The organism is Klebsiella sp. Ech2A (assembly GCF_030078455.1).
Lineage (GTDB): Bacteria > Pseudomonadota > Gammaproteobacteria > Enterobacterales > Enterobacteriaceae > Klebsiella > Klebsiella terrigena.
Genome location: NZ_JAQGFU010000025.1, coordinates 1 through 21,088 on the forward strand (window position 1 = coordinate 1; position 21,088 = coordinate 21,088).

Sequence of the window (21,088 nt, forward strand, 5' to 3'; positions counted from 1 at the left end):
GCGGAAAAACGGCAGCCCTGGGCAACGACGCTGCCGGTTCTTGCCGGGCAGGCCTGGCAGGCGACGGTCGAATGCAGCGAGCGCTTTGGCGAGGCCCAGCTCGCCCACCGCATTCATCGCTATCTGCCGGATCAGGGGCAGCTGTTCGTGGGCAATAGCCTGGTGGTGCGCTTAATTGATGCGCTTTCGCAGCTGCCGGCGGGATATCCGGTCTACAGCAACCGCGGCGCCAGCGGCATTGACGGCCTGCTGGCAACCGCCGCCGGCGTGCAGCGGGCCAGCGCCCGCCCTCTGCTGGCGATCGTGGGCGATCTTTCTGCGCTCTACGATCTGAATTCGCTGGCGCTGCTGCGCCATGCCTCGGCGCCGCTGGTGCTGATTATTGTCAATAACAACGGCGGGCAGATCTTCTCTCTGCTGCCGACGCCGCAGGAAGAAAGGCGCCAGTTTTATTCAATGCCGCAGGATGTCAACTTCGGGCACGCCGCGGCGATGTTCGATCTCGACTACCACCGCCCGGGCAGCTGGGACGAGCTGGAGACGGCGCTGTCCGGCGCGTGGCGGAGCCCTGGCGCAACCGTGATTGAGCTGGCGGTGAACGAAACCGACGGCACCCATACTTTGCAGCAGCTGCTGGCGCAGGTGAGTCGTTTATGAGCCTGCACGCCAAGTGCGAACGCGGCCAGGCCAATCAACCCTGGCTGATTTTTTTACACGGTTTTTCGGGCGACAGTCGCGAATGGCAGCCGGTCGGGGAGGCGTTTAGCTCCCGTTCGCGGCTCTATATCGACCTGCCCGGCCACGGCGGTTCCCGCGATATTCAGGTCGGTGATTTTACCGATGTCTGCCGACTGCTGCAGGAGACGCTGGATAGTTACAGCATCCTTAACTACTGGCTGATTGGCTACTCCCTCGGCGGCCGCATCGCGATGGCCTTTGCCAGCCAGCCGCGCGACGGTCTGTGCGGGCTGGTCGTGGAGGGTGGTCATCCGGGACTCGTTGACGATAGCGAGCGCTTGCAGCGCCGGCGCTGCGATGCGGCCTGGGCCGAACGCTTTCGTCACGAACCGCTGCCCCAGGTCTTTGCGGACTGGTACCAGCAGCCGGTTTTCGCCTCGCTGGATGCGCTGCAGCGGGTGGACTTAATCGCGCTACGCAGCCGCAACCATGGCGCCAATCTGGCCGCCATGCTGGAGGCGACGTCGCTGGCGGTCCAGCCCGATCTGCGCCCGGCGCTGCGCGCCTGCCGCTTTCCTTTTCACTATCTTTGCGGCGCGCGCGATGACAAATTCCGCGCGATCGCCAGCGATCTCGCCGCGACGATACACGTCATTCATCATGCCGGGCACAACGCGCATCGGGAAAATCCCGCCGCGGTAACCGCCTGCCTGGCGCAGTTTTTAGCAAGTTAACTAAAGGACATTCTATGATCTCTCTTGATGAAGCCATGCTCTACGCCCCCGTTGAATGGCACGATTGTTCCGAAGGCTATACCGATATTCGTTACCAAAAATCGACGGACGGTATTGCTAAAATCACCATTAACCGTCCACAGGTGCGTAATGCATTCCGTCCGCTGACCGTAAAAGAGATGATTCAGGCGCTGGCGGATGCCCGCTATGACGACAATATTGGCGTCATTATCCTGACCGGCGAAGGGGACCTGGCGTTCTGCGCCGGCGGTGACCAGAAGGTGCGCGGCGACTACGGCGGCTATCAGGACGATTCCGGCGTGCATCACCTGAACGTGCTCGATTTCCAGCGTCAGATCCGCACCTGTCCGAAACCGATCGTCGCGATGGTCGCCGGCTACTCCATCGGTGGCGGCCACGTGCTGCATATGATGTGCGACCTGACAATCGCGGCAGAAAACGCCATCTTTGGTCAGACGGGTCCGAAAGTCGGCTCCTTCGACGGCGGCTGGGGCGCAGCCTATATGGCCCGCATCGTTGGCCAGAAAAAAGCGCGTGAAATTTGGTTCCTGTGCCGGCAGTACGATGCGCAGCAGGCGCTGGATATGGGGCTGGTCAACACCGTCGTCCCGCTGGCCGATCTGGAAAAAGAGACCGTTCGCTGGTGTCGCGAAATGCTGCAAAACAGCCCAATGGCTCTGCGCTGCCTGAAGGCGGCGCTGAACGCCGACTGTGATGGTCAGGCGGGTCTGCAGGAGCTGGCGGGTAATGCCACCATGCTGTTCTACATGACCGAAGAGGGTCAGGAAGGGCGCAACGCATTTAATCAGAAGCGTCAGCCGGACTTCAGCAAATTTAAACGGAATCCGTAATGCGCCGGGCGCAGGTTTACCGCTGGCAGATACCGATGGACGCGGGCGTGGTTCTGCGCGAACGGCGGTTAAAAAACCGTGACGGGCTGTTCGTCCATCTCCAGGAGGGCGAGCGCGAAGGCTGGGGAGAGGTTTCTCCTCTGCCGGGCTTTAGCGAAGAAACCCTGGAAGAGGCGCAGGCTGCACTGCTGGCGTGGGCGACGGCCTGGCGTCAGGGACAGGATCTTCCTTTTCCTGCGCAGCCCTGCGCGGCGTTCGGGATCAGCTGCGCGCTGGCCGAGCTGAATGAGCAGCTGCTGCAGGCGGCAGATTATCGCGCCGCGCCGCTGTGCACCGGCGATCCGGACGAGCTGTTTGCCAGGCTCGCGGCGATGCCGGGCGAGAAGGTCGCCAAGGTCAAGGTGGGCCTGTATGAGGCCGTACGCGACGGCATGGTTGTAAATCTGCTGCTGGAGGCTATCCCCGAGCTGCGGCTGCGTCTGGACGCCAACCGCGCCTGGACGCCGCTCAAGGCGCAGCAGTTCGCAAAATACGTGGACCCGCAGTATCGCGATCGCATCGCTTTCCTTGAGGAGCCGTGCAAAACCCGCGACGATTCCCGCGCTTTTGCCCAGGAAACCGGTATTACCATTGCCTGGGATGAGAGCCTGCGTGAAGCCGATTTTTGCCTGCAGGCCGAGGCGGGAGTTGGGGCGGTGGTGATTAAGCCAACCCTTACCGGTAGCCTGCAAAAAGTGCAGGAGCAGGTTGCCGCCGCCCACGCTCTGGGGCTGACGGCGGTCATCAGCTCCTCGATTGAGTCGAGCCTTGGGCTGACGCAGCTGGCGCGTATTGCGGCCTGGCTGACGCCGCAGACCGTTCCGGGCCTCGATACGCTGACGCTGATGCAGTCCCAGCTGGTGCGCCCGTGGCCTGAAAGCACGCTGCCGTGCCTGTCAACGGATGCGCTGGAGCCGCTGCTGTGATCTTTCGCGACTGGCCGTGGCACCACTGGCGTCAGCAACGGGGCGAGGCGTTTGCTCTGCGGCTGAACGACGATAGCCTGACCTGGCAGCAGCTGTGCGAACGGGTTGACGCGCTGACGGCGGGGTTTGTCGCTCAGGGCGTAGGTGAGGGCGATGGCGTTATTTTGCGGGCCCACAACCAGCCGGCGGCGCTGCTGGCCTGGCTGGCGCTGCTGCAGTGCGGTGCCAGGGTGCTGCCGCTTAATCCGCAGCTGCCGTCGGCAATGCTGGCGCAGCTGCTGCCGTCCCTCGATATGCACCATCTGCTGGCGCTTAGCGGCGAGGATAATGCCGCCCTCGGCTATTCGCCGCTTGCTATGCGCACCGATGCCGGAGAACGCAGCCTGGCCTGGAGCGAAGATCGTCTGGCGTCGATGACGCTGACCTCAGGTTCTACCGGGCTGCCGAAGGCCGCAGCGCATACTTTCCGCGCTCATCTTGCCAGCGCGCAAGGGGTGCTGGCGATGATCCCGCTGGCCGCCGACGACGACTGGCTGCTTTCCCTGCCGCTGTTTCACGTCTCGGGGCAGGGAATTCTCTGGCGCTGGCTGCTGGCCGGATCGCGACTGACGGTGCGGGAAAAGCGGCCGTTAGAACAGGCTCTGCAGGGCTGCAGCCACGCGTCGCTGGTGCCAACGCAGCTGTGGCGGCTGCTCAACGGCGATGCGCAGGTATCGCTGAAGGCCGTTCTTCTGGGCGGGGCGGCGATCCCCGTCGAACTGACCGGGCAGGCGCGGGAGAGAGGTATTCGCAGCTGGTGCGGATACGGCCTGACCGAATTTGCCTCGACGGTGTGTGCCAAAGAGGCCGACGGCGAGGCGGATGTTGGGCAGCCGTTGCCCGAGCGGGAGCTGAAAATTGTCGACGGCGAGGTTTGGCTGCGCGGGGCCAGCATGGCGGCGGGCTACTGGCGCGACGGCGGGCTGGTGCCGCTGGTTAACGAGCAGGGCTGGTTTGCCACGCGCGATCGCGGCGAGCTGCGTAACGGTAGGCTGACCATCCTTGGGCGTCTGGATAATCTCTTTTTCAGCGGCGGTGAGGGGATCCAGCCGGAAGAGGTTGAGCGGGTGATTATGGCTCATCCGCAGATCCGCCAGGCGTTCATCGTGCCCCTGGATGATGCCGAGTTTGGCCAGCGTCCGGTGGCGGTGGTCGAAGGCGATGAACGGTGCGACATGGCGGCTTTAGCGGCATGGGTCGAGAATAAGCTGGCGCGCTTTCAGCAGCCGGTACGCTGGCTGGCGCTGCCCGAGGCGCTGAAAACCGGCGGCATAAAGATTTCGCGTCGGGCGTTACGCGAGTGGGTCAACGCGCATCGGGACGATTGCGCTTAGAGCGGCGGATAGCTAGCGCTGGTGAACCTTTGAATCATCTTTTGATGAAGGGATTGAATACGTTTTTATGATTGCAGTGATGCCGCTAATGCTCATCAGGGCGAACTTTAATCGGCAAAATTCGCGGTAGCGCATTGCCCGGGCTAAGTCATCCTCAGCCCGGCGGTGCGGAGTCTGCTTTCTGTCTGCGGGTTAAAAATCAGAGCAGTCCTTTCAGCGATAACGTCTTTCGCGTGGCGACGTTCAGATCGTAGCGCGGCAAATCCTCGACGCTGACCCACGCATAATCCTGAAACTCTTCGTTAATGGTGACTTCACGGTTGGCGCTGACGCAATCGAAAATCAGATAGATCATGTAGATCTCCTCCTGCCGGCCGTCGCTATAGGTTTTGACCCGCACGTCGTCGCTGAAGGTCCAGGGCGTAATGCTCGTCAGCCGCAGGGCCTCACCCAGCTCTTCACGAATTTCACGCCTCAGGGCCTCCTCAATGCGCTCGCCAGGCTCCACGCCGCCGCCTGAAAGCGCCCACTGGCCGGGAAAAACGCCGCGATCGTCGGCCATCCTGCAGAGCAGATAGTGCCCTTCATGTTGAATCAGCGGGCAGACAATAGTCCTTTGGCGCATGGTATCTCCTTTGGATGAACGGTTAGCAAAGCATCTGGCTGCCAGTTTGCGAGCCGCCTCGGTAAACCGCAAGCGAAAACGCGCGCCCGGCGTTGGCGGTGGTAGGGTGGGGGGAAATGACGGACAGGAGGTCAGCATGAGCCGGGCGACAGCGCACTTCCCGCATGATGCCGTGTTTAAGAGCCTGCTGTCGGACCGGGCGACGGCGGCGGATTTTTTACTGATTCATCTGCCGGAAAATTTACGCGAGCTGTGCGACCTGCAGACCCTGCATCTGGAGTCCGGCAGCTTTATTGACGACGATTTACGGGCAAGCCACTCGGATATTCTCTATTCCGTGCAGACCCGGACTGGCGAAGGATATATCTATCTGCTGATTGAGCATCAAAGTTCTGCGGATCGACACATGGCCTTTCGTTTAATGCGCTACGCCGTGGCGGCGATGCAGCGCCATCTCGATAAAGGCCTGCAGCAACTGCCGCTGGTGATCCCGCTGCTTTTCTATCACGGTAAGGCGAGCCCCTGGCCGCACTCGATGCGCTGGCTGGACGGATTTTCACAGCCAGAGATAGCCGAAAAGCTCTATAGCCAGCCCTTCCCGCTGGTGGATGTGACGACTATCCCGGATAGCGAGCTCCTGCAGCATCGACGCGTGGCCATGCTGGAGCTGCTGCAAAAACATATTCGACAGCGGGATCTGATGGAGCTTCAGGCACAGGTGGTCAGCTTATTAGCGCTGGGATACACTAGCGAAAGACAGCTGCAGACGCTGTTGCACTATATACTCCAGGCGGGGAGTACCGCCGATCCCGTGGCATTTCTGCGTCAGCTGGCGCAAAGCGTGCCGCTACAGCCGCATAAGGAGGCGCTCATGAATATTGCTCAGTTCCTGGAAGACCGCGGTCGTCAGGAAGGGATGCAGCAGGGAAGGCAGCAAGGACTGGAGGCAGGAATAGAAAAAGGCCGGCAGGAAGGTGAACAAAAGGCCGCCGAGCGTATTGCGCTGGCGATGATCGACAGCGGAATTGAATTGCCTTTGGTCGCCGAGCTGACCGGCCTGTCTCTGCAGTGCCTGGCGCAGCTTAAGCACTAGCGCATAGTTTTCACAACGCGGCGGCCGGATGGCTGCCGCTTTTTTTACGCCGCTATTTTTGCCGATGCCCGGCACCGACGCCCGACGATGCGCCACGACGGCGCGCAGAACGCCTCTTTTTACCAGACATCTTCCCCTAGCCAGCGCTGATGACGGCGCAGCGACCGCCCAAATCCGGCGTTCCGGTAGCAACTGCTTACAATCACAACAATAAAGGTCGTTTTAGGACATTGATTCCTCAGCATTCGGCAGTACAATTCTGCGGTTTTTGGGACATCTTTGATTCTTGATTTCTGGATAGAGTAAAAAATGAAAAAATGCATATTAATCGGCCTTGCCGGGCTGGCGTTGGTCTCCACGGCGGCAAACGCGATCAGCGTCACCGGGCAGGCCGGTGAGCACTACACCAACCTTGGCGTCGGTTTTGGTACCGAATCAAGCGGACTGGCGGTAACCGGCAACTGGCTGCACAGCGATAACGACGGCGACGCGGCAGGTTTAGGGCTGGGTTTAAACGTTCCTCTGGGGCCATTCCTGGCAACGGTGGGCGGCAAAGGCGTCTATACCAATCCGAAAAGCGGTGACGAAGGGTATGCGGCAGCGGTCGGCGGCGGCCTGCAGTGGAAACTTGGCGACAGCTTCCGCCTGTTCGGCGAATACTACTATTCACCGGACTCCCTCTCCAGCGGTATCCAGAGCTATCAGGAAGCTAACGCCGGCGCGAGCTGGACGGTTATGCGTCCTCTGAGCATTGAAGCCGGCTATCGCTATCTGAACCTGGCAGGTAAAGACGGTAACAAAGATAATACCATTGCCGATGGCCCGTACGTCGGCGTCAGCGCCAGCTTCTGATCCCCGGGCGCGGTATCATGCCGCGCCGATTTCCTGTCTACCCAGCCCGCACCTTTGCGTTATAGTATTTCCACTTATCAGGCTGGAGTTCACAATGTTAAACGTGGAAATGCTGTCCACCGGCGACGAAGTGCTGCATGGGCAAATCGTCGATACCAATGCCGCGTGGCTGGCGGATTTCTTTTTTAATCAGGGATTGCCCTTAACGCGTCGCAACACCGTTGGTGACGATCTTGATTCTCTGATCGCTATTTTACGCGAGCGCAGCGAGCATGCGGACGTGCTGATCGTCAACGGCGGTCTGGGGCCTACCAGCGACGATCTCAGCGCGCTGGCCGCGGCAACCGCTAAAGGCGAGTCGTTAATTCTGCACGCCGGATGGCTGGAGACGATGACGCGTTTCTTTGCCGAGCGCGGAAGACCGATGGCGGAAAGCAACCGCAAGCAGGCGGAAATTCCCGCCAGCGCGGAGATGATCAACAACCCGGTGGGCACCGCCTGCGGTTTTGCCGTTCAGCTCAACCGCTGTCTGATGTTTTTTACCCCCGGCGTGCCGTCGGAATTTAAGGTGATGGTGGAGCAGGAGATTTTACCCCGCCTGCGCGAACGCTTCCCGCTGTCTGCGCCGCCGCTGTGCCTGCGCCTGACCACCTTTGGTCGTTCAGAAAGCGACCTGGCGCAAAGCCTCAATCCGCTGCCGCTGCCGCCTGGCGTGGTGATGGGCTACCGTTCTTCTATGCCAATTATTGAGCTGAAACTCACCGGCCCCGCTGAACAGCGCGACGCGATGCTGGCGCTGTGGCCAGAAGTGCAAAAAGTGGCCGGCGAGAACCTGATTTTTGAAGGTACCGAAGGGCTGCCTGCGCAGATTGCGCGCCGCCTGCAGGAGCGGCAGCTGAGCCTGACCCTCAGCGAGCAGTTTACCAGCGGCCTGCTGTCGCTCCAGCTCTCCCGCGCCAGCGCTCCGCTGCTGGCCAGCGAAGTGGTCCCCGCCCAGGAGGAGTCGCTGGCACAGTCGGCCCGCTGGACGTCAGAGCGGCGGGTGAAGCATTTTGCCGGCCTGGCGCTGGCGGTCTGCGGCCAGGAAGCCGATTACCTGAACTTCGTGCTCTCCACCCCGGAAGGCACCCACGCGCTGCGGGTTAAGCTCAGCGTCACCCGCTACAGCCTGCCGGTTCGCCAGGAGGTTTGTGCGATGATGGCCCTGAATATGCTGCGCCGCTGGCTGAACGGCCAGCCGGTAGCCGGCGATCACGGCTGGATTAACGTGGTCGAAACGCTGTCGATCTAAGCCGCCAATCGCACCGGGAACCTCTCCCGGTGCGTTTTCAGTCCAGCCCGCTGTACTTATTTTTAAATATTCTGTGCGCTATCCCCCATTTATACGCTGCGAAATGTCCACCCCGCTGGAATAACGCCGTGATTTGAGGCCGCTCACAATTTTCCCCCCTGACAATCGCAACACTGACTCCAGTATTCAGGATTGGAGTCCAGTATGTTGGAATCAAGCAAGGTCCCGGCGCTGACCCGCGCCATCGATATTCTCAATCTCATCGCCCGCATTGGCCCCTGCGGCGCGGCGACGATTATTGACGAACTCGGTATTCCGAAAAGTACCACCTATCTGCTGCTGGGCGAGCTGAGAAAGCAGCGTTTCCTCAGTATGGATAATCAGGATAACTACTGTCTGTGGACCAAGCTGGTGGAGCTGGCCGGACACGCCGTAAGCAAAATGGATCTCCGCGAGCTGGCGCGGCCGCGGCTGACTCAGCTCATGGACGAATGCGGGCTGCTTTGCCATCTGGGGATTATCGATCAGGGTAACGCCTACTACATTCTGAAAGTCGAATCGCCGGCCACGATCAGCGTCCGCTCGCACGAGGGGAAAAGCCTCTCGCTCTACCGCTCCGGCATTGGCAAATGCCTGCTGGCGTGGCAGCCCGCGCATATACAGAACGCTATCATCAGAGAACTGCAGTGGGAGCGCGCTACGCCGACCACCATCACCACCGCCCAGCGGCTGCACGAGGAGCTGGAGCTCATTCGCGCCAGAGGCTGGAGCTTTGATAACGGCGAGGATTACCTCGACGTCCGCTGCGTCGCCGCGCCGGTCTTTAACGCCAATAACGATCTCACCGCCGCGATCTCGGTGGTGGGGACGCGTTTGCAAATCAACGAAGATAATCGTGATTACCTTGCCGGTAAGGCGATTGCCTGCGCCAAAGATATTTCCCGTTTGCTGGGGTGGAAGAGCCCCTTCGAGCGACGAGCTTCATAACAAGGAGAACATCATGACCCTACCGAAAATTAAACACATCCGCGCATGGTTTATCGGCGGCGCGACCGCGGAAAAGGGCGCCGGCGGCGGCGACTACCACGATCAGGGCGCAAACCACTGGATTGACGATCATATCGCGACTCCGATGAGCAAATATGCCGAGTATGAACAGTCCCGCCAGTCGTTCGGCATTAACGTGCTGGGCACGCTGATTGTTGAAGTGGAGGCCGATAGCGGCCAGACCGGCTTTGCGGTGACCACGGCGGGAGAGATGGGCTGCTTTATTGTCGAAAAGCACCTCAGCCGCTTCGTTGAAGGAAAATGCGTCAGCGATATTAAGCTGATCCACGATCGGATGCTCAATGCCACCCTGTTCTACTCTGGCTCCGGCGGTCTGGTGCTGAATACGATTTCCTGTATCGACCTGGCGCTGTGGGATCTGTTCGGCAAAGTGGTTGGTCTGCCGGTTTACAAGCTGCTGGGCGGTGCGGTTCGCGATGAGATTCAGTTCTATGCCACCGGCGCACGTCCGGATCTGGCGCAGGAAATGGGTTTTATCGGCGGCAAAATGCCGACGCACTGGGGGCCGCACGACGGCGACGCCGGGATCCGCAAAGACGCCGCCATGGTTGCGGAATATCGCGAGAAATGCGGCGCGGATTTCTGGCTGATGCTGGATTGCTGGATGAGCCAGGACGTCAATTACGCCATTAAGCTGGCTCACGCCTGCGCGCCCTATAACCTCAAGTGGATTGAAGAGTGCCTGCCGCCGCAGCAGTACGAAGGCTATCGCGAGCTGAAACGCAGCGCCCCTGCCGGGATGATGGTCACCAGCGGCGAGCACCACGGCACGCTGCAATCCTTCCGTACGCTGTCGGAAACCGGCATCGATATTATGCAACCCGACGTCGGCTGGTGCGGCGGATTAACCACCCTGGTAGAGATCGCAGCGATCGCCAAGGCGCGCGGTCAGCTGGTGGTGCCGCACGGCTCGTCGGTCTATTCGCACCATGCGGTGATTACCTTCACCAACACCCCGTTTAGCGAGTTCCTGATGACCAGCCCGGACTGCGCCACGCTGCGCCCTCAGTTTGACCCGATCCTGCTGGGCGAGCCGGTGCCGCAGAACGGAAGGATCCATAAATCCGTGCTGGATAAACCGGGATTTGGCGTTGAGTTGAATCGTGACTGTCATCTCAAACGCCCCTATAGCCACTGATCTCGTCGTGCCGCGCGGCGTTGCCGGGCGGCCAATTCCTGAGGATATTGCGATGAGTAATACTTTGCTGGAGAGCGTGGTGAAGAAAAACCGCGCCCGTTTGATCCCCTTTATGCTGGCGCTGTACGTGCTGGCGTTTCTTGACCGTTCGAATATTGGTTTTGCCAAAGAAACCTACCAGTTGGATACCGGGCTGAGCAACGAGGCCTACGCCCTTGGCGCCGGAATATTTTTTGTGGTGTATGCCTTCCTTGGGGTGCCCGCGAATCTGCTGATGCGTAAATTTGGCGCGAGAAAATGGATTGGCTGCACCACGCTGCTGTGGGGCGTGCTCTCTGCGGCCATGGCATGGGCAGATAGCGAAACAAAATTCCTGCTGGTACGGACGCTGCTCGGTGCCGCCGAAGCGGGCTTTTTCCCGGGAATGATCTACCTGACTTCCCAGTGGTTTCCCCAACAGAACCGCGCCAGCATTATGGGGCTGTTCTATATGGGCGCGCCGCTGGCGCTGACGCTCGGCTCGCCGCTATCCGGCGCGCTGCTGGAAATGCACGGCTTTATGGGGCATCCCGGCTGGTTCTGGATGTTTGTGATTGAGGGGCTGTTGGCCGTCTGCGCGGGCTTTTTCACCTTCTTCTGGCTCGACGATACGCCGCAAAATGCGCGTTTTCTCACCGCTGCCGAAAAGCAGGCGCTGATTAGCCAGCTGGCCAGCGAAGAGGAGAAAAAGGTCACCTCGCGGCTATCCGACGCGCTGCGCAACGGGCGCGTCTGGCAGCTGGCGATTATCTATCTGACGATTCAGGTTGCGGTGTATGGCCTGATCTTCTTCCTGCCAACCCAGGTTGCCGCGCTGCTGGGCACCAAAGTGGGGTTTGTGGCTTCGGTGGTGACGGCGATCCCGTGGATTGCGGCTCTGCTGGGGACCTGGCTTATTCCGCGCTACTCCGATCGGACCGGCGAACGGCGCAATATTGCGGCGCTGACCTTACTGGCGGCGGCGGTGGGTATCGGTGTCTCCGGGCTGGTTCCACCGGTGCTGGCGATACTGGCGCTGTGCGTCGCGGCGATCGGCGTGATCGCCGTGCAGCCGGTATTCTGGACGATGCCGACGCAGCTACTCTCCGGTACCGCGCTGGCCGCAGGCATTGGCTTTGTCAACCTGTTCGGCGCAATCGGCGGTTTTCTGGCGCCGATCGTTCGCGTCCAGGCAGAGACGATTTTCGCCAGCGATTCCGCCGGCCTGCTGACGCTCTCCTGCGTGGCGATAGCGGGCGTCGTTATTATCTTTTCATTGAGCGTCACTCGCAGGGTGCCGCAGTCCGGCAGCGTCCCGCATTAATTTAAGGAAGACCTATGAACGCTATTTTATCGAACCCGTTTAAAGCGGGATTATCCAGAGGAGAAGCGCAAATCGGCCTGTGGCTGAGCTCAACCTCTTCCTACGTGGCCGAGATAGCCGCTACGGCAGGCTACGACTGGCTGCTGATTGACGGCGAACATGCGCCAAATACCATTCAGGATCTTTACCATCAGCTGCAGGCCATTGCCCCCTATGCCAGCCAGCCGGTGATACGCCCGGTTGAGGGGAGCCGCAGCCTGATTAAGCAGGTGCTGGATATCGGCGCCCGGACGTTACTTATCCCAATGGTCGATACGGCAGATCAGGCGCGGGATATCGTCGCGGCAACCCGCTATCCGCCGGTCGGCACGCGCGGAGTTGGCGCCGGCGTGGCGCGCGCGGCGCGCTGGGGGAGAGTAGGGAACTATATGGCACAGGCGAATGATGAACTCTGTCTGCTCATTCAGGTTGAGAGCAAAACGGCGCTCGATAATCTGGATGAGATCCTCGAAGTGGAGGGCATTGACGGCGTATTTATTGGCCCTGCCGATTTGTCCGCCTCCCTCGGCTATCCGGATAACGCCGCTCATCCTGACGTGCAGCGGATTATTGAGCAGAGCATTCGCCGCATTCGCGCGGCGGGCAAAGCGGCCGGCTTCCTTGCCGTCGATCCGAAAATGGCGCAAAAAAGCCTTGAGTGGGGCGCCAATTTTGTCGCCGTTGGCGTAGATACTCAGCTCTATACCGACGCGTTGGATAGCCGGCTGGCGATGTTTAGGCCCGGCGCGCGGCGGGAGGAAGAAAAGGGGAGCTACTGACCCCCCGTAATCATCGCGCAGAGGTTCAGGCCAGCGCCTGCGCCAGCAGGGTGATGGGATGTTCACAGCGCTTACTGGTGGACATCTCAATCTGCCATTTGCAGGTTTCACAATCGGTCACCACCATATCGGCGCCGCTCTCCTCAATCTGGCGGAAGAGCGGCGCGCCGATGGCCTGGGAAGACGCGTAGTTTTCCGACTTAAACCCGTAGGTGCCGGCGATGCCGCAGCATTGCGAATCCAAAACCTCCAGCTGCAGGCCGGGGATCTGCCGCAGCAGTTCGAGGGTATAGAGCGACCAGCCCATTTTCTCCATATGACAGGGAGTGTGGTAGACCACCTTCAGCGGCAGCGGTTTTAGCGGCAGGGTTCGCCCGCCGTCAAGCTGGCGCCAGATCCAGCGCGTCGCCAGCTCAACCCTGTCGCGCACGTCGCTGTTGTCCACATCCAGCACGTGCGGATACTCATCGCGCAGGGTGAAGGTGCAGGTGGAGGAGGTGGAGATGGTCGGCAGCGCGCTTTCGCGCATGGCGGCGACGTTGCTCAGCGCCTGCCTGCGGGCTTTGGCAAAAAAGCCGTTGGCAATCAGCGGCACGCCGCAGCATTTTTCTTTCGACAGCAGCTGTACTCCTGTGCCCATGGCGTTCAGCACGCGAATAAGATCCTTACCCAGCTGGGGATGATTGTAGTTGACGTAGCAGCCGTGAAAGAACGCCACCTGGTCGCTAAACTGCGCCTGGCTTGCGGCGAGCTGGCGGTATGCCCGGCGGAACGTGCCGAAACCGTATTTTGGCAGCGTTCGGCGGTGATCTATCTTGAGCGCCGTATCGAGCAGCCGACGCACCGGCTGCAGACCCGTAACGGCGTTGACCAGCGGCGCAAACGGCGTAGAAAGGGTGCCCATCAGATCCGTATGGCTCAGTACCGCATCGCGTAGGCTGGGCTTCTGCTGGCCGTACTGCGCCCGCGCCCGCTGGATAATATCGCCGATTTTAACGTCAGAGGGGCAGGCGACCTCGCAGCGCTTGCAGTTTATGCAGTACTTCAGCGCCTCGTCATACAGCGCGCCGTCTTTTAGCCGCAGCCGCTCGCCGTCGGGTCCCGCCTGCTTAGGGCCGGGATAGCGCGGATTAACCCGGCTGACCGGGCAGGCGGTGGTGCAAACCGTGCATTTGATGCAGCTCTCAAAGCGGGTATCGTTCATCGTTCGCCTCCGGCAAGGTCGTTGATCTGTTTGGCGACGTGCAGCGCGGTGACCGCGCAAACGCCGCCGCCGCATCCCAGCTGAATGGCGTCAAAGCCGCCGAGCAGAGAACCGGCGGCAAACAGGTTGCTGAGCGGCCGCCCCTGCAGCAGCGGACGCAGCATCGCATCCGTTTTAAGGCCGAAGCGCTGCCAGGGCTGCGAGGCGAAGAAATCCCGCTGATACCAGCTCTCGCGCGGCATGCTCTGCTGCAGGTCGAGGCCCAGAATCGGCTCGCGTACGCCATCGCGTCCGGCGATCAGACCGTTGCTGAAGAAGCTGCCGCTGGCCAGGACGGTAAAGCGCGGCCGTAGCGGGATATCGCCGTGGTTACGCGTCCATACTCTGCTGACCGTTCCATCCTGGTGGCTGATGTTGGTCACCTCATCTCCGGCCAGCCAGGTTCCTCCGCCGCGAATAAAGCGGCGCTGGAGCTGGCTATGCAGGCGCATTCCCGGAACCGAAGGGGGCAGAGTTGGCAGCAGGCGCAGCGGGCAGGGCAGGCGCTCCTGTAGCCATAGATACAGGTGGTTATCGCTAAGGCCAAAGCAGGCGGGCAGGATCAGCAAGTCGTGCTCCTGCGCCAGCGGAAGCAGCGCGGCCAGCAGCGCCGGCCAGTGGCGCTCGTCGTCCAGCACTCTGGCAATATTGGCGGCGCGAAATTCGCTCGGGCTCTCGCGCAGGACGTCCAGCAGCGGTAAATCGATTTCCGCCGCGCTGGCGTTTATTCCGTGCTGATTAAGCGACGCGGCGGCCAGGTGCGGCTGGAAGTCGGCAAAGCCGCCGATCCCGACCAGGCAGGGGGATTGGGCGGTTAACGGGTAAACGGGAACCTCCTGCGGGGAGAGCCACGCGGCGCGCAGGGTGCCGAGGGGCGTAATGCGCAGATGCGGCCGGGCGGCATCGCCCTGCATCACAATGCCGCTGGCGGCCAGCAGCGCCTGGGTTTGCGCCGCGTAGTCCAGGACGCGTTCGACGCCGATCCTCGCGTAGGGATGCTCCGGAGCCTGGCATGCCAGCCGGGAGAGGCCCTGGGCAACCTCGGTCACCTTTTCGCCGTCGGGCAGCTCTGAGAGCAGGTCCAGCGAGGCGGAGGAGAAATGCAGCGCGCTTTGACCGCGGCTGACGATCGCGCTGCGCAAACCATATTGATTCAGGCTCAGCCCGCAAAGTAGCCCGGCGAGCCCGCCGCCGATAATCGCGCAATCAAATTTCATCCTGCTGCTCCTTTTGCAAACCGCACAGCCCGAGATAGACCCAGCGGGTGAATTCACTTTCGCGCAGCGCATCGCCCCAGGCGACGGGCTGTACGCCTTTCCAGCGTTCGTTTAAAAACTCGGAAAGCTGGGTCAGCGATTGGGCCGGCGTGGCGACGTTGAAGCGCTGCAGCAGCCCGGCGGCGCGGCAGGCGCACAGCTCGCCCTGGCAGGTTCCCATCCCGATTCGGGTACGGCGGCGTAAATCGAGCAGGTTGTTGACCGCTAAATTTTCTACCGCGTACTGCACTTCCCCCGCGGTAACCGCTTCGCACTCGCAGACCAGGCTGCGATGCTGGCGGCTATCGCCAAGCCACGAGGGCGTGCGGTCGCCGTGGCGGTACACCGCCGATCCCCGCAGCGGCGCGGGCAGAGAGATGATTTTTTGCAGCGTAGCTTCGACCGGCTCGCGGGATCCCGGTAAAGGGGTTTCGGCGGTGGTGCAGGGGACGGTGGTGCCAAGCTTGCGGCAAACGGCATCCGTCGCCCATTCCGCCATCAGGCGGTAGGTCATCAGCTTGCCGCCGGTAATGGTGATAAACCCGGCCATCCCGTCGCGTTCGGCATGATCCAGCAGCACAATGCCGCGGCTGACGCTACGACCGCTGGGATCGTTATCGCTGGCCACCAGCGGGCGTACGCCGGAGTAGGCCCGCAGCACCCGGGTGCGGGCCATGACGGGTGTCAGCTTCTCGCCTTCGCGCAGCAGGGTATCGACTTCCGCGGCGGTGACCCGGTTATCGTCAATTTCATCGTAGGGAATATGCACCGAGGTGGTGCCAATCAGGGAGATGGTATCCCCGGGAACCAGAATATCCGCATCGGCAGGCTTACGGCAGCGGTTGATAACGTGCCGGTTAATGCGATGGTCGAGGATCAGCAGCGATCCTTTAGCCGGAAACATCGCAATGCGCAGATCGGCATATTCCGCAATTCGCTGGCCCCAAATCCCGGCGGCATTGACCACCACGCTGGCGCGCAGCGTGCGGTTTTCACGGCGCTTATGGTCATAGCAGCGCACGCCGTTGACCCGATCGCCGCTGCGCAGCAGGCCGGTGATTTCACAGCCGGTAAGGATAGTGGCGCCGTGTTCGCGGGCGTCCAGCATATTGGCCGCGCTCAGGCGAAACGGATCGACGGTGCCGTCAGGTACCTGAACGGCGCCCAGCAGCGCGGGATTGACGCCAGGCTCAACGCGCAGCGCCTCGGCGGGCGAGAGCTGACGGGTCTCAATTCCGGCCTGCCGGCAGGCGTGAATAAAGGTCTGTTGCCAGGCGAGGTCGTCTTCGGGGAGGGTAATAAACAGCCCGTTAGTCGGTTCCACACAGTGGCGGGCGATGCGGCGCAGGATGCGGTTTTCGCTGATGCATTCGCGCGCCGATTCGCCGTCGGTCACCGCGTAGCGGGCGCCGCTGTGCAGCAGCCCGTGATTGCGTCCGGTCGCCCCGGTGGCGATATCGTGGCGTTCTACCAGGGTTACGCGCAGCCCGCGGAGCGCGCAGTCGCGGGCGATCCCTGCTCCGGTTGCGCCGCCGCCAATGACAATGACATCACACTCATCGCTCTCGGCCATCTCTCTATCCCTCTACTTTCGTTTTACGCCATTTAGCCACACAAATAGTGTGTATTGTTTGATTTCGAGCATATTCGCGCGTTTATCGAGCATGGAATGTGATTTCATGCTCACAATGGAATGTTTTGTCATATTTTTGTAACAAAGCGTGCGATGTTTCACAGTATCGTCTGCGAGGTTTCCCTACCATCGCGCCATATCAGAAGTGGGTGATTAAATTGGGTTTTTTTTTACCGGCACCCATAAAAGCAAATGGCAACGGAGGCTGCTATGTTAAGTATTTTTAAACCCGCGGCGCACACAGCGCGTCTACCCGAGGCGGAAATTGACCCACACTATCGTCGACTACGCTGGCAGATTTTTATCGGTATTTTCTTTGGCTATGCCGCCTACTATCTGGTACGCAAGAACTTTGCGTTAGCCATGCCGTACCTGGTGGAGCAGGGATTCTCTCGCGGCGATCTCGGCTTTGCGCTGTCCGGGATCTCCATCGCCTATGGCTTTTCAAAATTCATCATGGGCTCGGTATCCGATCGCTCGAATCCGCGCATTTTTCTGCCGGCGGGGCTGATCCTGGCGGCGCTGGTCATGCTGGTGATGGGCTTTGTGCCCTGGGCGACCTCCAGCATCATGGTTATGTTTGTGCTGCTGTTCCTCTGTGGCTGGTTCCAGGGGATGGGCTGGCCGCCCTGCGGACGCACGATGGTGCACTGGTGGTCGCAGAAGGAGCGTGGGGGCATCGTTTCGGTATGGAACTGCGCGCATAACGTTGGCGGCGGGATCCCGCCGCTGCTGTTCCTGCTCGGGATGGCCTGGTTCAACGACTGGCACGCGGCGCTGTATATGCCGGCGTTTGGCGCGATCCTGCTGGCGGTATTTGCCTTTGCCATGATGCGCGATACCCCTCAGTCCTGCGGCCTGCCGCCGATTGAAGAGTATAAGAACGACTATCCGGATGATTACAGCGAACAGCACGAGCAGGAGCTCACCGCCCGGCAGATCTTTCAGCAGTATATTCTGCCAAACCGGCTGCTGTGGTATATCGCCATCGCCAACGTCTTTGTCTACCTGCTGCGCTACGGCATTCTCGACTGGTCGCCAACCTACCTGAAAGAGGTGAAGCACTTTGCGCTGGATAAATCCTCCTGGGCCTACTTCCTCTACGAGTATGCGGGGATCCCCGGGACGCTGATTTGCGGCTGGATGTCGGATAAAGTGTTCAGGGGCAACCGTGGGGCGACCGGGGTCTTCTTTATGACGCTGGTGACCATCGCCACCGTCGTTTACTGGCTTAACCCGCCGGGTAATCCGGGCGTTGATATGGCCTGCATGATCGTTATCGGCTTCCTGATTTACGGTCCGGTGATGCTGATTGGCCTGCATGCTCTCGAGCTGGCGCCGAAAAAGGCCGCCGGTACCGCGGCGGGCTTTACCGGGCTGTTTGGTTATCTGGGAGGCTCTGTTGCCGCCAGCGCAATCGTCGGCTACACCGTCGACTTCTTCGGCTGGGACGGCGGATTTCTGGTCATGATCGGCGGTAGCGTGCTGGCGGTGCTGCTGCTGATTGTGGTGATGGTGGGAGAAAAGCGTCATCACCAGCAGCTGACACAGTCCTGAGGAATGAGCATGAAAACGGTAATAACGACCCTGATGACCGGGATGCTGCTGGCAGGCTCCACGCTGAGCTTTGCCGCTCAGGCGGGGGATAAGATAGTCATTGCCCACCGCGGCGCCAGCGGCTATCTGCCGGAGCATACGCTGCCGGCGAAAGCGATGGCCTATGCCCAGGGCGCCGATTATCTCGAGCAGGACCTGGTGATGACCAAAGACGATCGGCTGGTGGTGCTGCACGACCACTATCTCGATCGGGTTACCGACGTGGCGGAGAGATTTCCGCAGCGCGCGCGTCAGGATGGCCGCTTCTACGCCATCGACTTCACCCTGGCGGAGATAAAAACGCTGAAGTTCAGCGAAGGGTTTGAACCCAAAAACGGTAAGAACGTCCAGACCTTCCCGGGGCGCTTCCCGATGGGAAAAGCGGATTTCCGCATTCATACCTTTGAAGAGGAAATTGAGTTCGTTCAGGGGCTGAACCACTCAACCGGGAAAAATATCGGCATCTACCCGGAAATTAAAGCGCCGTGGTTCCACCATCAGGAAGGTAAGGATATTGCTACCAGCGTCCTGCAGGTGCTGAAGAAGTATGGCTACACCAGCAAGCAGGATAAGGTGTACCTGCAGTGTTTTGACGCCAACGAGCTCAAGCGCATTAAGAACGAGCTGGAGCCGAAGATGGGGATGAACCTGAATCTGGTGCAGCTGATCGCCTACAGCGACTGGAATGAAACCCAGCAGCGCCAGGCGGATGGCAAATGGGTTAACTACAGCTATGACTGGATGTTTAAGCCCGGCGCGATGGGGCAGATTGCCCACTACGCCGACGGCATCGGCCCGGACTACCACATGCTGGTGGCGGCGAACGCCAGGCCGGGCCAGGTGGCGCTGACCGATATGGTGAAAGAGGCGCACCGCCAGCATCTGGTGGTCCACCCCTATACCGTCCGCGCTGACCAGTTGCCGGATTACGCCACCAACGTAAATCAGCTGTTCGACCTGCTGTATAACAAGGCCGGCGTCGATGGATTGTTCAGCGACTTCCCGGATAAGGCGGTGCAGTTTCTACAGCAAGAGGGGGAACGCCGCTAGCCCGCGGCGTGAATGGCAAACCTGTCCGCGCCGGCCGGCGCGGATGGGATGTTGCCGGGCTGCTACATCTCGATTTCGATATCGCTTTTTGCCCGGCAGCAGCAGGGCAAAATTTCTCCCGGCTGAATAAACGCCAGCGGCTCGGTCAGCCAGTCAACCTGGCCGGACACCAGCCGCGTGCGGCAGGAGCCGCAATAACCTTCGCGGCACTGATACTCCACGTCGATATTATGCGATTCCAGGGCATCAAGCAGGCAGCGGTGTTCATCCTGACACTCGAGATGAGTGTCAGAAATTTTCAAAAAAATGCGTTTCATCAGAGCTGGAAGTTGCTCAGGTCGTCGGCATCGACTTCGGCATCGATCTGCCCCACCAGGTAGGAGCTGACTTCCACTTCCTGCGGCGCAACCTGCACGTTATCGGATACCAGCCAGGTGTTAATCCACGGAATCGGGTTAGAGCGGGTCTGGAACGGCAGATCGAGGCCAACCGCCTGCATGCGGATATTGGTGATGTATTCGACGTACTGGCAGAGAATGTCGCGGTTCAGGCCAATCATCGAACCATCGCGGAACAGATAATCCGCCCACTCTTTCTCCTGCTGAGCCGCCAGCACGAACAGGTCATAGCACTGCTGCCTGCACTCTTCGGCAATGTCGGCCATTTCCGGATCGTCGACGCCGGAACGCAGCAGGTTCAGCATATGCTGGGTGCCGGTGAGGTGCAGCGCTTCGTCGCGAGCGATCAGGCGGATGATTTTAGCGTTACCTTCCATCAGCTTACGCTCGGCGAAGGCGAAGGAGCAGGCGAAGCTGACGTAGAAGCGAATCGCTTCCAGCGCGTTCACGCTCATCAGGCACAGGTACAGTTTCTTTTTCAGCTCGCGCAGGTTCACGGTGACGGTTTTACCGTTAACGCTATGGGTGCCTTCACCCAGCAGATGCCAGTAGCTGGTCAGCTCAATGAGCTCATCGTAGTAGCTGGATATCCCTTCCGCGCGCTTCTGAATCTGCTCGTTGGTGACGATATCATCGAAGACCATCGCCGGATCGTTGACGATGTTGCGGATGATATGGGTGTAGGAGCGCGAGTGAATGGTTTCAGAAAACGCCCAGGTCTCTACCCAGGTTTCCAGCTCAGGAATCGAAATCAGCGGCAGCAGCGCGACGTTCGGGCTGCGGCCCTGGATGGAATCCAGCAGGGTCTGGTACTTCAGGTTGCTGATGAAGATATGCTTTTCGTGATCCGGCAGCGCCTGATAATCGATACGATCGCGGGAAACGTCAACTTCCTCCGGGCGCCAGAAGAAAGAGAGCTGCTTTTCGATAAGCTTTTCGAAGATGTCATATTTTTGCTGATCGTAACGGGCAACGTTAACCGGCTGGCCAAAAAACATCGGCTCAAGCAGCTGATCGTTTTTGGTCTGAGAAAAGGTGGTATATGCCATTAAATGTGCGTCCT

The 21,088-nt window shown here is 60.2% G+C and carries 20 protein-coding genes; 14 read left to right on the top strand and 6 right to left on the bottom strand.

Going from position 1 to position 21,088, the window contains the following annotated elements:
• The 5 genes from PFH44_RS07850 to menE all read left to right on the top strand — a co-directional run.
• A partial coding sequence (locus tag PFH44_RS07850; protein WP_283824740.1) for a thiamine pyrophosphate-dependent enzyme occupies window positions 1-657 on the top strand: 657 nt, incomplete at its 5' end.
• A complete protein-coding gene (gene menH / locus PFH44_RS07855) occupies window positions 654-1,412 on the top strand; it encodes a 2-succinyl-6-hydroxy-2,4-cyclohexadiene-1-carboxylate synthase (protein WP_283824741.1) in 759 nt (252 codons plus the stop codon). The genes PFH44_RS07850 and menH, both read left to right, overlap by 4 nt.
• A 14-nt stretch (window positions 1,413-1,426) precedes the next feature.
• Entirely contained in the window at window positions 1,427-2,284 is an 858-nt protein-coding gene (gene menB / locus PFH44_RS07860) for a 1,4-dihydroxy-2-naphthoyl-CoA synthase (RefSeq protein ID WP_041146549.1), read from the top strand.
• Window positions 2,284-3,249 carry an o-succinylbenzoate synthase gene (gene menC, locus PFH44_RS07865; RefSeq protein WP_045855999.1) on the top strand — a complete coding sequence of 322 codons (966 nt, stop codon included), beginning with the start codon at window positions 2,284-2,286 and terminating at the stop codon, window positions 3,247-3,249. Before menB ends, menC begins: the two co-directional genes overlap by 1 nt.
• On the top strand, window positions 3,246-4,622 hold the full coding sequence (menE, locus tag PFH44_RS07870; RefSeq protein WP_283824742.1) for an o-succinylbenzoate--CoA ligase: 1,377 nt from the start codon (window positions 3,246-3,248) through the stop codon (window positions 4,620-4,622). The genes menC and menE overlap by 4 nt, the downstream gene beginning before the upstream one ends.
• Window positions 4,623-4,821: 199 nt before the next feature.
• Here the strand turns inward: menE and nudI are convergent, their stop codons facing one another.
• Window positions 4,822-5,247 carry a nucleoside triphosphatase NudI gene (gene nudI, locus PFH44_RS07875; RefSeq protein WP_045855995.1) on the bottom strand — a complete coding sequence of 142 codons (426 nt, stop codon included), beginning with the start codon at window positions 5,245-5,247 and terminating at the stop codon, window positions 4,822-4,824.
• A gap of 136 nt (window positions 5,248-5,383) precedes the next feature.
• Between nudI and PFH44_RS07880 the strand changes: the two genes are divergently transcribed.
• The 7 genes from PFH44_RS07880 (at window position 5,384) to yfaU (ending at window position 12,849) form a co-directional block, all read left to right on the top strand.
• Entirely contained in the window at window positions 5,384-6,340 is a 957-nt protein-coding gene (locus PFH44_RS07880; RefSeq protein WP_045855992.1) for an Rpn family recombination-promoting nuclease/putative transposase, read from the top strand.
• 309 nt (window positions 6,341-6,649) lie between these two features.
• Entirely contained in the window at window positions 6,650-7,192 is a 543-nt protein-coding gene (locus PFH44_RS07885; RefSeq protein WP_283824743.1) for a YfaZ family outer membrane protein, read from the top strand.
• Between the two features lie 94 nt (window positions 7,193-7,286).
• A complete protein-coding gene (locus PFH44_RS07890) occupies window positions 7,287-8,483 on the top strand; it encodes a nicotinamide mononucleotide deamidase-related protein YfaY (protein ID WP_045855987.1) in 1,197 nt (398 codons plus the stop codon).
• Between the two features lie 204 nt (window positions 8,484-8,687).
• Entirely contained in the window at window positions 8,688-9,470 is a 783-nt protein-coding gene (locus PFH44_RS07895; protein ID WP_045855984.1) for an IclR family transcriptional regulator, read from the top strand.
• A 13-nt stretch (window positions 9,471-9,483) separates the two neighbouring features.
• Complete coding sequence (gene rhmD, locus PFH44_RS07900; protein WP_041146541.1) at window positions 9,484-10,689, top strand: L-rhamnonate dehydratase; 1,206 nt, start codon at window positions 9,484-9,486, stop codon at window positions 10,687-10,689.
• 52 nt (window positions 10,690-10,741) lie between these two features.
• Window positions 10,742-12,031: an MFS transporter gene (locus tag PFH44_RS07905; RefSeq protein ID WP_283824744.1), complete on the top strand. Its 1,290-nt coding sequence runs from the start codon at window positions 10,742-10,744 to the stop codon at window positions 12,029-12,031.
• A gap of 14 nt (window positions 12,032-12,045) precedes the next feature.
• Window positions 12,046-12,849 carry a 2-keto-3-deoxy-L-rhamnonate aldolase gene (gene yfaU, locus PFH44_RS07910; RefSeq protein WP_283824745.1) on the top strand — a complete coding sequence of 268 codons (804 nt, stop codon included), beginning with the start codon at window positions 12,046-12,048 and terminating at the stop codon, window positions 12,847-12,849.
• Window positions 12,850-12,874: 25 nt separating this feature from the next.
• Here yfaU and glpC read toward each other — a convergent pair whose 3' ends face one another.
• From glpC to glpA, 3 genes are read right to left on the bottom strand one after another with little or no spacing between them, the layout of a single operon-like run.
• Window positions 12,875-14,053, bottom strand: a complete 1,179-nt coding sequence (gene glpC / locus PFH44_RS07915; RefSeq protein WP_283824746.1) for an anaerobic glycerol-3-phosphate dehydrogenase subunit GlpC — start codon at window positions 14,051-14,053, stop codon at window positions 12,875-12,877.
• Window positions 14,050-15,309, bottom strand: a complete 1,260-nt coding sequence (gene glpB, locus PFH44_RS07920; RefSeq protein ID WP_283824747.1) for a glycerol-3-phosphate dehydrogenase subunit GlpB — start codon at window positions 15,307-15,309, stop codon at window positions 14,050-14,052. The genes glpC and glpB overlap by 4 nt, the downstream gene beginning before the upstream one ends.
• Window positions 15,299-16,921, bottom strand: coding sequence for an anaerobic glycerol-3-phosphate dehydrogenase subunit A (glpA, locus tag PFH44_RS07925; RefSeq protein WP_283824748.1), 1,623 nt, complete (start codon window positions 16,919-16,921; stop codon window positions 15,299-15,301). The genes glpB and glpA overlap by 11 nt, the downstream gene beginning before the upstream one ends.
• A 270-nt stretch (window positions 16,922-17,191) precedes the next feature.
• Between glpA and glpT the strand changes: the two genes are divergently transcribed.
• Together glpT and glpQ are read left to right on the top strand one after the other, a co-directional pair.
• Complete coding sequence (gene glpT / locus PFH44_RS07930; RefSeq protein ID WP_283824749.1) at window positions 17,192-18,538, top strand: glycerol-3-phosphate transporter; 1,347 nt, start codon at window positions 17,192-17,194, stop codon at window positions 18,536-18,538.
• A gap of 9 nt (window positions 18,539-18,547) precedes the next feature.
• On the top strand, window positions 18,548-19,627 hold the full coding sequence (glpQ, locus tag PFH44_RS07935; protein WP_283824750.1) for a glycerophosphodiester phosphodiesterase: 1,080 nt from the start codon (window positions 18,548-18,550) through the stop codon (window positions 19,625-19,627).
• Between the two features lie 62 nt (window positions 19,628-19,689).
• Here the strand turns inward: glpQ and yfaE are convergent, their stop codons facing one another.
• Window positions 19,690-19,944 carry a class I ribonucleotide reductase maintenance protein YfaE gene (gene yfaE, locus PFH44_RS07940; RefSeq protein ID WP_045855971.1) on the bottom strand — a complete coding sequence of 85 codons (255 nt, stop codon included), beginning with the start codon at window positions 19,942-19,944 and terminating at the stop codon, window positions 19,690-19,692.
• Complete coding sequence (nrdB, locus tag PFH44_RS07945) at window positions 19,944-21,074, bottom strand: class Ia ribonucleoside-diphosphate reductase subunit beta (protein WP_133599187.1); 1,131 nt, start codon at window positions 21,072-21,074, stop codon at window positions 19,944-19,946. The genes yfaE and nrdB overlap by 1 nt, the downstream gene beginning before the upstream one ends.
• Window positions 21,075-21,088: the final 14 nt, after the last annotated feature.